This window comes from Streptomyces sp. NPDC058257 (genome assembly GCF_042881845.1).
Lineage (GTDB): Bacteria > Actinomycetota > Actinomycetes > Streptomycetales > Streptomycetaceae > Streptomyces.
The window spans coordinates 302,961-315,323 of the sequence record NZ_JBHVXJ010000005.1 but is presented as its reverse complement, the minus strand read 5'-3'; the positions used below and the strand labels follow the sequence as shown (position 1 = coordinate 315,323).

The 12,363-nt window shown below is 70.0% G+C and carries 8 protein-coding genes; 7 read left to right on the top strand and 1 reads right to left on the bottom strand.

Going from position 1 to position 12,363, the window contains the following annotated elements; all coding sequences use genetic code 11:
- Positions 1-9: 9 nt before the first annotated feature.
- Positions 10-1,200, top strand: a complete 1,191-nt coding sequence (locus ACFVXC_RS16305) for an MFS transporter (RefSeq protein WP_389905803.1) — start codon at positions 10-12, stop codon at positions 1,198-1,200.
- Between the two features lie 51 nt (positions 1,201-1,251).
- On the opposite strand, the gene ACFVXC_RS16300 is transcribed toward ACFVXC_RS16305, so the two are convergent.
- On the bottom strand, positions 1,252-2,316 hold the full coding sequence (locus ACFVXC_RS16300; protein ID WP_389905802.1) for an LLM class flavin-dependent oxidoreductase: 1,065 nt from the start codon (positions 2,314-2,316) through the stop codon (positions 1,252-1,254).
- A gap of 806 nt (positions 2,317-3,122) precedes the next feature.
- Between ACFVXC_RS16300 and ACFVXC_RS16295 the strand changes: the two genes are divergently transcribed.
- From ACFVXC_RS16295 to ACFVXC_RS16270, 6 genes are all read left to right on the top strand, one after another.
- Positions 3,123-4,652, top strand: a complete 1,530-nt coding sequence (locus ACFVXC_RS16295) for a CoA transferase (protein WP_389905800.1) — start codon at positions 3,123-3,125, stop codon at positions 4,650-4,652.
- A 677-nt stretch (positions 4,653-5,329) separates the two neighbouring features.
- The gene (locus tag ACFVXC_RS16290) at positions 5,330-6,802 is read left to right on the top strand and encodes a sugar transferase (RefSeq protein WP_389905799.1); all 1,473 of its coding nucleotides are present in this window, start codon (positions 5,330-5,332) and stop codon (positions 6,800-6,802) included.
- A 74-nt stretch (positions 6,803-6,876) separates the two neighbouring features.
- Complete coding sequence (locus tag ACFVXC_RS16285; protein WP_389905797.1) at positions 6,877-8,193, top strand: nucleotide sugar dehydrogenase; 1,317 nt, start codon at positions 6,877-6,879, stop codon at positions 8,191-8,193.
- Positions 8,183-9,448, top strand: coding sequence for a glycosyltransferase family 4 protein (locus ACFVXC_RS16280; RefSeq protein WP_389905795.1), 1,266 nt, complete (start codon positions 8,183-8,185; stop codon positions 9,446-9,448). Before ACFVXC_RS16285 ends, ACFVXC_RS16280 begins: the two co-directional genes overlap by 11 nt.
- On the top strand, positions 9,445-10,839 hold the full coding sequence (locus ACFVXC_RS16275; RefSeq protein WP_389905793.1) for a polysaccharide biosynthesis protein: 1,395 nt from the start codon (positions 9,445-9,447) through the stop codon (positions 10,837-10,839). The genes ACFVXC_RS16280 and ACFVXC_RS16275 overlap by 4 nt, the downstream gene beginning before the upstream one ends.
- The gene (locus ACFVXC_RS16270) at positions 10,836-12,362 is read left to right on the top strand and encodes a Wzz/FepE/Etk N-terminal domain-containing protein (protein WP_389905791.1); all 1,527 of its coding nucleotides are present in this window, start codon (positions 10,836-10,838) and stop codon (positions 12,360-12,362) included. Before ACFVXC_RS16275 ends, ACFVXC_RS16270 begins: the two co-directional genes overlap by 4 nt.
- Position 12,363 lies beyond the last annotated feature (1 nt).

Sequence of the window (12,363 nt, the reverse complement as noted above, 5' to 3'; positions counted from 1 at the left end):
TCTGATTTTGTGCCGCTACTAAACAAAACCACGTCCGCAGCGTCGCGGGCCACTCCCCCGAGCCTTGTCCGGCTCCGTGTCGCGCTCACCGTCTTCTTCGCGCTCGACGGCTTCGTCTTCGCCGGATGGGTCGTCCGTATCCCCGCCATCAAGGAACAGACCGGTGCGTCAGCGAGCGATCTCGGCCTCGCGCTGCTCGGCGTCTCCGCCGGTGCCGTGATCACGATGACGCTCACCGGTCGGCTCTGCCGCCGCTTCGGCAGTCATCCGGTGACCGTGGCCTGCGGGGTGCTGCTTGCGCTGAGCATCGCGCTGCCGCCACTGACGCATTCGGCACTCGCGCTCGGGCTCGTACTCCTGGTGTTCGGGGCCGCCTACGGCGGGATCAACGTGGCGATGAACAGCGCCGCCGTCGACCTCGTGGCCGCCCTGCGGCGCCCGATCATGCCGAGCTTCCACGCCGCGTTCAGCCTCGGCGGCATGGCCGGCGCCGGGCTCGGCGGACTCATCGCGGGCTCCCTGTCCCCCACCCGCCACCTGCTCGGCCTCACCGCGATCGGCCTGCTCGTCACCGCCGTCACGGGACGCGTACTCCTGCGCCTCGAACCGCCCGCGCGACCGAGTGACACCGACGGCGCGGACGGCACCCCGCGGCGCCTGGACACCCATACCCGCCGCATAGTGATCGTCTTCGGCCTCATCGCCCTCTGCACCGCCTTCGGCGAAGGCGCACTCGCCGACTGGGGCGCCCTCCACCTCGAGCAGGACCTGGCCGCCACCCCCGGCATCGCCGCCGCCGGCTACTCCTGCTTCGCGCTCGCCATGACCATCGGCCGGCTCAGCGGAACCACCCTGCTCGAACGGCTCGGCCAGACCCCCATCCTCGTCGTCGGCGGCACCACCGCCGCCGCCGGCATGCTCCTCGGCGCACTCGCCCCCACCGTCTGGCTCGCCCTCATCGGCTTCGCCGTCACCGGACTCGGACTCGCCAACATCTTCCCCGTCGCCGTCGAACGCGCCGGCGCACTCGCCGGGCCCAGCGGCGTCGCCACCGCCTCCACCCTCGGCTACGGCGGCATGCTCCTCGGACCGCCCGCCATCGGCTTCATGGCCGACTGGTTCACCCTCCCCATCGCCCTCACCAGCGTCGCCGTCCTGGCAGGCCTCGCCGCGCTGATCGGACTCACCACTCGCCGATGACAAGAATGGGCGTTTGACAAGAATGGTCGTTCTCGTCCGCGCGATGTGGTGTTATCGCAGCCTGGGCAACAGTTGGTCGCCGATCCGGCGGGTCTCCTCCTTGTACGGCGTGTCGGACAGCACGAAGTGCGTGACGCCGAGCGCCCGGTAGGCGTCGAGCGCCGCAGCCACGTCGTCTGGCGAACCGACGAGCCACGTGGTCCCCGCTCCCCCACCACCGAACCTGCCCGGTGCGGTGTAGAGGCAGGTGTCGAGGACCTCCCCGCGCTCGGCCAGGTCCAGGAGCCGCCGTTGGCCGACCGCTGTCCTGCGGTTACCCATCCATGTGCCGATCTCGCCGGAGTCGGCCGCCATCTTGGCGACCTTCTCCTGCGCCGCGCGCCACGCCTCCTCGGTGGTGTCGCGCACCACGGTGGTGATCCGCAGCCCGTACTCCAACGGCTCATGACGGCGCCCCGATTGCTCGCTCAGCGCCTTCAGGCGTGCGATGCGCTCGGCGATTCCCTCAAGCGGCTCGCCCCAGAAGAGCTGGACGTCGGCCTCCGCCGCCGAGACGCGTTCGGCCGCCTCGGACGCGCCGCCGAAGTAGAGCGTCGGGTGCGCCCGCTCGCCGCTGGCGTAGGGGCGCGGGCTGACCGTCGAGCCGGTGACGTGGAAGTGCTCGCCCTGGAACGTGACGTTCTCCTCGGTCCACAGGCGCCGCACAAGGTGCAGGAACTCCTGGGTGCGGGCATAGCGCGCGGTGGGATCGACATTGGTGTCACCGTAGGCGGCCGGGCTGTCCACGCCGCTGACGATGTTGACCAGGACGCGGCCACGGCTGAGCTGGTCGAGCGTGGCGGCCGCGCCGGCGAAGTGAGCGGGCTGCCAGTAACCGGGGCGGACGGCGATCAGGGGCTTGAACGTCGTGGTGCGCGCGGCCAGGGCGGTGGCGACGGTGAAGGTGTCCGGGCGCCCCCAACCGGTGCCGATCAGCGCGCCGCCCCAGCCATGGTCCTCCGCCGTCCGGGCGAGTTCGGTCGAGTACTCGATGGACCCCCAGCCGGATGTCGTGTCGTCACCGCGGTGACCGGCCTGGACGGTGTTCGGGATGTACCAGAGGAATTCCGGGCTCATCAAAGCTTCCGATCGCTGTGCGGACGGTGACCGGACCGGCGCGGCGGATGCCGGTCGGTGCGACGGCGGTGCCCAGTAAGTACTGCTCGGACGATCTGAGCGCCGTATGCAGCTGCGCGGTGCGGTGCAGTGCAGTGCAGTGCAGTGCACCGCAGTGCGGTGCGGTGCGGCAGGGCCTTGAGAGCGGCCCGGCTCGGCGCAGAGGCCGAGGAGTGGTCAGCTACACACCGCGGTGGCGACGCGCATCAGATCGATGGCCCGTCGCTTCCGAAACCGCCCGCAGATCCACATGCCACCGAAGCTATCCCGGCGCCAAACTCCGTTCAAGACACACGTGTTGAGCGCCACCATGTCGCAACGACGCCGTCATGGGCCTGCCATGCGCACGTTACGACCTCCGGCGGCGCCACACGATCCCGTTGTCGGCGGGCCACCACCGGTCCTCGTCGTCCGGGTCACCCGGGTCATCCGGGCCACCCGGGTCATCCGGGCCACCCAGGTCATCCGGGCCACCCAGGTCATCCGAGTCGTCCGGCAAGCCGACGCCGCCCAGCCAGCCGTCATCACCCGCCACACACATCACACACGCATCGCGAGTCGCATTTTGCGTCACCGGCAGCCCGGGATTACGCTTGCGTTGCACAATACAACTAGTACGGTCGCGCCCCCGCCGCCAGCAGCTCGCTCCCCTGCGGGCCCCCGGTGAGACCGCCGACGCCTGAGCCGACGTCCCGGGACGCGCCGCGCGACCGCTGCCCGGGTCCAGCTCCCCCCGGCATCCTCACCACGCAAAGGCGGCAGCATCCATGAGCGCCGAAGAACTCACCGCCCGCATCCAGCAGGCCATCGCCCACCCGCTCTCCCACGACGAGGGCTTCGACATCCACCAGGCCCTGCGCGACGTGCTCGCCTCGGTCGGCCTCCACCCCCAGGACGGCGGCGGAGGGATCACCTTCATCGGCAGCGACCCGATCGTCCCGAGCATCATGCGGCTCGGCGCCGTCCCCGCCCTGGGCATGACCGCCAAGTCCGTCGCCCTGGCGGCACTCTGGCGGCAACGCGGCGGCGAAGGCCAGGACATCGCCATGGACCTGCGCAAGGCCCCGCACCGGCTCTGCCCCTTCTACGACAAGAAGTGGGAACTGCTCAACGGTTTCCCGGGCGGCACCCCATCGGATCCGGCGAACCCGCTCGGCTTCGACTTCTACCAGACACGCGACGGCCGCTGGGTCATGCCGCTCAACCCCTACCCGAAGATCAAGAACGCCGTCTACAAGCTCCTGCGCACCTGGCCCGAGAAGCAGGCCGTAGCGGACGCGGTCGCCAAGTGGGACGCCGCCGACCTGGAGCAGGCCGGCGACGAGATCGGCGTGGTGATGCCCATGCTGCGCACCACCGAGGAATTCCTCAGGGAACCGGCGTACGAGCACATCGCCGGCGAACCGCTCATCAAGATCGAGAAGATCGGCGACAGCGAGCCCGAACCCCTCACCTGCGCCGCCGACCAGCCGCTCTCGGGCGTACGCGCCCTGGGCATGGGCCACATCATCGCGGGCGCCGGCGTCGGCCGCGATCTCGCCCAGCACGGTGCGGACGTGCTGAACATCTGGCGGCCGGGCGAGCTGGAGCACGACTCCACGTACAACAGCGCCAACGTCGGCGTCCGCTCCACCACCATCGACCCGTACGGCCCCCAAGGGCAGGCACGGATCCACCAACTGCTGCGTGACGCCGACCTCTTCTACGCCAACCGCCGCCCCGGCTACCTGGAGAAGATCGGCCTGAGTGCCGAACAGGCCGCGGCGATCCGCCCCGGCATCATCCACGTCAGCCTCTCCCTCGCCGGTGAGAGCGGCCCGTGGGCGCACCGCGTCGGCTTCGACCAGACCGCCGGGGCGCTCAGCGGCATCATGCTGATGGAGGGCGAGGACGGCGTCACGGCCGGGCCGACCAGCACGCCGGGCCTGCCGTACATCAGTGTCGTCAACGACTACGTCCTGTCCTGGCTGGCCACCACCGGCGCGCTCGCCGCCCTGATGCGCCGCGCCACCGACGGCGGCAGCTACCGCGTCACCCTCAGCCTCACCCGCATCGCCGCCTGGATCCTGAGCCTCGGCGTCTTCGACCGCGCCTACGCCCGGAATACCGCCCTCGCCCCCGACCCCGGCTCCCCGCACACCTACCTCGACCCGGACACCTTCACCGCCGACACCCCTTGCGGCCACTACCAGGGAGTGACCGACCAGGTGATCATGTCCAGGACCCCCGGCCGCTTCCGCGACATCCTGGTCCCCCGCGGCAGCGGCGCTCCCGTCTGGCTTCCCCGGCACAGCTGACCGACAGCCGAGTACGCGGACATCCGTTCGGACCAACTACCCCTGCTCACAGGCTCCCTGTACCACAGCGGCAGGAGTCCGGGTTGCCGGACGGGTCGGCATGGCCTGTTTCCGGCCTAGTTATCAGCGCCTGGACACTTTGGAATTTCCGGTGCCGACAGCCCGGCGAAGTCTCATCATCACAGCTCACAAGGCACGCTTTCCGCGCCGAGGCACCCGTGGGCCGCCATCGGTCGATCGACCCAGTCTCAACAGTTCAGCACAAATTCCACACAGACCCTCTACACACTGATCTCGATGGTCTAAATTGACCGTGCTTCAGCAGTTCGGACATGAAGCGACGAATGATGATCTATAGGTCCGGTGTCGGGAAAGCCAGTAATCGTGTCCCCGGCACCAGACGTGGGGGGATCAATCCTTGAAGCCCGAACGGGGGCCTTGGGTACTGGGGAACACCCGAGGGTCTCGACGGGTTCTCGCGCACCTCGGGGGCCTGGCAGGACATGCGAGTCCGCTGCCGCCAGGGCGGGTTGTTCGAGTAACGCTGAAGTAGCCGGCATGTCATGCGCGGAGGCGGGGGCCTCCCGTGGGGGAACAGTGCAGTGCGGGGGGCGGGGGTCTCCCGCGAAACAGTGTTCGGCGAACACGTCGAACCACTGGCGACCTGGGGGGGTTCTGTGCAGCAGGGGGAGTTAGCGAGCCCATTTCCGTCAGCACCTTTGACGAAGGGGACAATCGGCCAGCCCGCGACCAACTGGGAACAGCGGTATCGCCGCGCCGTGATCACCAGCGATACCGTGACCACCGCCTTTGTGGTGATGGCGATCGGCAACTTCTTCGGGGCCCGGGACGCGGCCAACTGGCACGAGAAGTGGACGATTCTCGCGTTCGGCACCGAGTTTCTCGTGCTCGGAGCGCTCGCGGTAAGCCGGGCGTGGGCACCGCCCGTGCTCGGCCAGGGCGCCGAGGAGTTCCGCAGACTCGGACGCTCACTGTTCACGGCGGTCGTCGTACTGGCGCTCGGCGGGATCGCTCTCACCTCGCGCAACATCAAGCTTTGGATCTTCGTCGCGATCCCCGCGATCGCGATCGTCACCATGACCGCGCGGTATCTGCTCCGTCTTTGGCTGCACAAACAGCGGAAGGAAGGCCGGTGCCTGCGACCGGTGCTGGCCGCCGGGAGCCTGGACACCGTGCACGACCTGATCTCCAGGACCCGTAAGTTCCCGCACCTCGGCTGGCAAGTGGATGCCGTGTGCACGACGGACGGACTCGGGCTCGACGGTGACCAACTGGACGGCGTGCCGGTCGTCGGCCGGCTGACGGACGTCGCGGGCCACGTACGCCGCGACGGCTACCGTGTCGTCGCGCTCACACCGGACCCGCACTGGTCACCGGACCGGCTGCAGCGCCTTGCCTGGAACCTCGAAGGCAGCGACGCGGAGATGATCGTGGCCCCCGTCCTCATGGAGGTCGCGGGACCGCGGCTGCACGTCGACGCGGTGCTCGGGATCCCGCTCCTGCGGGTCAGCATGCCGACCTTCACCGGGGGCCGCCGGGCGATCAAAGGGGTCGTCGACCGTCTCGGCGCGGTGATCCTGCTGGTGCTCTTCGCGCCGCTGATGGTGCTCGTCGCACTGCTCGTCCTGGCGGAGAGCCGGGGTGGGGCGTTGTACCGCCAGCGCAGAGTCGGCAAGGACGGCCACGAGTTCACCATCTTCAAGTTCCGCACCATGGCCGCCGGGGCCGACGGGGCACGCGCCGCGCTGGCCGACCGCAACGAGGGTGCGGGGCTGCTGTTCAAGCTCCGCCGGGATCCGCGGGTGACCCGGGTGGGAGCGGTACTGCGCCGGTACTCGATCGACGAGCTCCCGCAGCTTTTCAACGTACTCATCGGATCGATGTCGCTCGTCGGTCCGCGGCCCCCGTTGCCGGAGGAGTCGGCCGCCTACGACCCGGACATCCGGCGGCGTCTCCTCGTCAAGCCCGGGCTCACCGGCCTGTGGCAGATCAGCGGACGCAGCGACCTGCCGTGGGAAGAGGCGATCCGCCTCGACCTGCGGTACGTGGAGGACTGGTCGCTCGCCCTGGACACAGTGATCTTGTGGAAGACGCTGCGTGCGGTGCTCTACGGCCAGGGGGCCTACTGATGCACGGAGTTCGGCGTCCGGCCGAAGCGGCGAAGGCAGGCCGCAAGGGCCTGCCCGGGGGGGAGGGACGGGGCATGAGAGTCAGCGTTTTCGGGCTCGGCTACGTGGGCTGTGTATCGGCCGCGTGCCTGGCCAGCATGGGTCACGAGGTCATCGGGGTGGACGTCAACCAGGTGAAGGTCGACCTGGTCAACGACGGCAAGGCCCCGGTGGTCGAGGAGCGGATAGGCGAGCTCATCGCCGAGGTCGTGCGGACCGGGGCGTTACGCGCCACCGGCGACGTCCACGAGGCGATCATGGAAAGTGAGGTGTCGCTGATCTGCGTCGGCACACCGTCGGAGCCCAACGGCAGCCTGTGCACCACGTACTTGGAGCGCGTCACCGAGGAGATAGGCGACGCGCTGGCCGAGCGGGGCGGGCGGCAGACCGTCGTGTTCCGCAGCACGATGCTGCCGGGCACCTGCCTGAACCTGCTTGTGCCGATCCTGGAGAAGCACGTCGGCGGCACGGCCGGGGTGGACTTCGGGGTCGCGGTCAATCCGGAGTTCCTGCGCGAGGGCACGAGCGTGCGGGACTTCTTCGACCCGCCCAAGACCGTCGTCGGCGAGATCGACCCGGCGAGCGGCGACGCGGTGGCGGCGCTGTACGACAGCTTGCCCGGCGAGGTGTTCCGGGTGCCGATCCCGACGGCCGAGGCGATCAAGTACGCGGACAACGCGTTCCACGGCCTCAAGATCGGCTTCGCGAACGAACTGGGCGCGGTGTGCCAGGCGCTCGGGGTGGACTCGCACCAGGTGATGGACGTCTTCCTGGCCGACCGCAAACTGAACATCAGCGCCGCGTACCTGCGGCCCGGCTTCGCCTTCGGCGGCTCCTGCCTGCCCAAGGACCTGCGCAGCCTGGTCCACGCGGCGCAGCGGGCCGACATCTCGGTGCCCATCCTCTCCCACGTACTGCCCTCCAACGCCGACCATCTGCAGCGCGCGGTGGAGCTGGTGGAGCGCACCGGCAAGCGCCGGGTGGGCATGTTCGGTCTCTCCTTCAAACCCGGCACCGACGACCTGCGGGAAAGCCCGCTCGTAGAGCTCGCGGAGAGGCTCTTCGGCAAGGGGTACGACCTGCGGATCTACGACCCCAACGTGAACCTCTCCCGGCTGCTCGGCGCGAACCGCGAGTACATCGAGACCCGGCTTCCGCACCTCGCGCAGCTGCTCGCCGACTCCGTCGACGAGGTGCTCCAGCACTCCGAGGTGTGCCTGGTCGGGACCAAGGAGCCGGCCGTCCTTTCGGCACTGCCCCATGGCGAAACACCGGTGATCGTCGACCTCATCCATCTTCCCGACGCCGAGACGCGCCGGACCGAACCGGGGTACGTGGGCCTTGCTTGGTAACGCAACAGGCGGCGACCGGTCGAACCGGCGCGCGCTGATCCTGGTGGAGAACCTGTCGGTGCCGTTCGACCGGCGGGTGTGGCAGGAGTGCACGACTCTGCGCGACGCGGGCTGGAACGTGCACGTCATCTGCCCCCAAGGCAGTAAGCGGGACACGGAGGCGGAGGCGGAGATCGACGGGGTGGCCATCCACCGCTACCCGTTGCGCGCGGCCACCGGAGGACCCGCCGGCTATCTGCGGGAGTACGGATCGGCGTTGTGGCACACGGTCCGCCTGGCCCGGAAGGTCGGCCCGGTCGACGTGGTCCACGCCTGCAACCCGCCCGACCTGCTGTTCCTGCCGGCGCTGTGGCTGAAGCGGCGCGGTGCGCGGTTCATCTTCGACCAGCACGACCTGGTGCCCGAGCTGTACCTCTCCCGGTTCGACCGCGGCGAAGACCTGCTCTACCGCGCGGTGTGCGCGCTTGAGCGGATGACCTACCGGGCCGCCGACATCGTGCTCGCCACGAACGAGAGCTACCGGGACGTCGCGGTACGCCGTGGCGGCCGGCGGCCCCAGGACGTCTTCGTGGTGCGCAGCGCGCCCCAGATCGATCGGTTCCAACCCGTGCCGCCCGAACCGGAGTTGAAGCGCGGCAAGCCTCATCTGCTGTGCTACCTCGGCGTGATGGGGCCCCAGGACGGTGTCGACTACGCCTTGCGGGCCCTGGCGAAACTGCGCGACGAGCTCGGGCGGACCGACTGGCACGCGGTGTTCGTCGGCTCAGGCGACGCCTTCGACGCGATGGTGGAGCTGTCCAAGCGGCTCGGGCTCTGCGAGCAGGTGCAGTTCACCGGGCGCATTCCGGACGCCGACCTGGTGCGCTACCTGTCCACCGCGGACGTATGCCTCTCCCCCGACCCGCGTAACCCGCTCAACGACGTGTCGACCATGAACAAGGTCCTTGAGTACATGGCGATGGGCCGGCCGATCGTCTCGTTCGACCTCCGGGAGGCGCGAGTCTCCGCCGGTGACGCCGCGGTGTACGCGCCCGCCAACGACGAGGCCGCGTTCGCCGAGCTCATCGCGCTGCTCATGGACGATCCGGAGAAGCGGGCCCGGATGGGCAAGATCGGCCAGGAGCGGATCGGCGGTCAGCTCTCCTGGCAGAACTCGCAGGCGTCGCTGCTCGCCGCGTACGCCGTCGCCTGCGGTGAGCGCACCGCGGTGTCGGCGGGTGGCCCGGTCCGGACGGGGAAGAGGCCGCGCCGTTGAGCGAGGACCCGATACGCCTGGCCACGATCGGGCGTATTCTCCATCGGCGCTGGCGGCTTCTCGCCACCCTCGTGGTGCTGGGCGCGCTCGTCGGCTACGGCGCCTCGGTGCTGTTTCCTGCGCGCTACACGGCGTCGGCATCGGTACTTCTGCCGGGGCAGTGGGAGGAGCGCGAGCTGCTGACTCAGGCGCAGATCGCGACCAGTTCGGAGGTGGTCGACCGCACGGCTGGCACGCTCAACTGGTCGGGCGGCGGCAGCGAGTTGCGGAGCCAAGTGAGCGCCAAGGCCACCGAGGGAAACATCATCAACATCTCGGGCACGGCCGAAACCCCGAAGCGCGCTCAGCAGCTCTCCGACCGCATGGCCAAGGAATTCGTCGCGTTCTCCACGCGGATCGCGAGTGGCAGCGCCGCCCCCGAAGCGACTACGAAGCCCGAGGCGCTGCGGAAGAAGGTGGCGGAGACCAACCGCCGCATCACCGACCTGGCCAACGCGGCCGATCCGGGTCAGTCCGTGGAGAGCGTGGAGGCCCGTACCTCGCTCGAGAAGTTGCGCACCTCCCTGGAGGAGGCCATGCAGAAGCTGGAGCAGGCCGACCCGGGGAGCGACAAGGGCGGCATGGTCGTCATGGGTCCCGCGGCCCTGCCCACCGCCGAGGCGCCGCCGACGCGAATGCAGCTCATCGCCGGTGGGGCGCTGCTGTTCTTCCTGTTCGCGGTCATCGGACATCTCGCCGCCGCACGGGCGAATCGCAGACTGCGCACCGAACCGGAGATCGCCGCGGCGCTGGGCTCGGCGCTCATCGGCACCGTCGACGTGCTCGATGAACGGCGTGCGCACCGGCCGAATGACAGTGGCCCGCGGGCTCGGATACGCCATTTCCTCGGCCTCGACACCCGGTGGGACATAGCGACCCCGCAGGCGTCCGGCGACGAGGCCGGGAGGCGGATCCGCTACCGGCGGGTGTGCGCTCGGCTCCGGACCCAGCTGCCGGCCGCCCGGCAGCTGCTGGTTGTCGTACCGGGCGGCGACGAGGTCGCCCGCCGGGCCGCCGGGCAGCTCGTGGCCGAGGCGACGAGCGATCACTCCCCCGGCTCTTCGAGCAGGGGGTATCCCGTGCTGCGGGTGGTGGAAGTCCCGGTGTCCCAGCCGGTGGTGCCGGACCGCGACACCGAGTCCGGTGCCCTGGTCGTACTCAGCGCGGGCAGCTGGACCGCGGGAGAGCTCGCCGGTATCGCCGAGGCGTGTGCGGACGGCAGGCATGAGGTCGTCGGCATCGTCGTCGCCGGCGCCGTCCGGGCCCGTCCGGCGCAGCCGACCGGCCGTGCTGCGGACGGCGCCGCTCCGGCGCTCGCGGTGCACGGCCACGCGACAGGAGATTCGGTGTGACGACGAGCACGACTGCGGAGTCGTCAACAACCTCTCCGCTCCTCGACCTTCAGGCACTTGTGGTGGCGATCCGCAGGCGCCGCCGCTTCTGGTGCTCCCTGGCGCTGCTGGGGCTGCTGGCCGGCGCGGTGGTGGCGGTCCTGCGTCCCGCGCCGCCGAGCGCGGTGGCCAAGGTTCTTGTCGCGCATCAGGAGGACCAGCCGAACGACACCGGAACGCTGATCCGCACCGATGTGGAGCTGCTGCGGACCACGCGGATCGCGGACAAGGCCTTGAAGTCCCTCAACTCCCCGGAACTGCCGCAAGACTTCATTCGGGACTACCGGGCGACCGGCTTGACCAACAACCTGTTGCAGATCGATGCGACGGGTGACAGCGACGAGGAAGCGGTGGCCCGGGTCAAGGCGCTCGCGGACGCGTTCATCGCGGATCATGTGCGGCGGATGCAGGACGCCGCGAAGGCGGAGGCCAAGGCCCTGCGCGACCAGCGTGACCGCATGCGGGGCGACCTCGCCCGGGTCAACGAGTCGATCGGCGGGAGAAAGCCGGAGAGCGACCCGCAGGGATCGGCGGACATCGAGTCGCTCTTCGCCCGCCGGGCGGAACTCACCTCGCGGATCGCCGATTTCGACCAGCGCGCCGAGGAGGCGAGCATGGGTGCGCCCCGGATCATCGCCGGCACGCAGATCGTGGACGCCCCGCGCGCGGTGGAGCACTCCCTGCCCATGGCCGCGCTCACGAACGCCGCGATCGGGTCCGTCCTCGGGCTCGTCATCGGGCTCGCGGTGGCCGCGGTCGGCTCGGTGGTCAGGGACCGCCCCGTGCTGCGCCGGGAGATCGCAGTGAACCTGGGCGCCTCGGTCATCGCGGAGCTGCGCCGCGCACCCCACCGGTCGGCGGGGCTGTGGCATCCCCGGCGGACCCGGACGGAACGCGAACGGCTCATCGCGACCCTGGTGCATACCGTGCGCGGCTCCGCGGAATCGGTGTCGCTCCTCGAACTGGGCTGTGCGCGCGGCACGAGCGTGATCGCCCTGGACCTCGCCAGGGCGCTGGCGGAGGAGGGTCCCGTGGTCGTCGTCGATGGTCTGCCGGCCCTGGAGCGCGCCAACCGCGGCCGGAAGGCGGGAGGCCCTGACGTGGTCAGCGTCGACCGTGCCGCGACCGTGCCGCGTCAGGTGCGCAGGCTCGGCGTCGGCTCGGTCGCGCCCGGCACGGCGTGGACCGGCCTCCAGGACCTCGGTACCCAGACCGTGCTCGTCGTGCGGGCCGGACACGGCAGCAGCGCATGGCTGCACACCGTGGCGCGGCAACTCGCAGACCTGCTCGTTCCGGTGATCGGTGTGGTGCTCATCGACCCCGATCCGCGGGACAGGACCGACGGCACCCTGTGGGACGGGCTGCACACCGCGCTGCGCGGCCACAACGAACGCCTTGCCCGGCAGGACGGGACGGGCCGGCTGCTGACGGAGCCGCCGTCGTGGCCAGTACGAGTCCCGGACAGCGACCAGGAAGCGCGGTAGA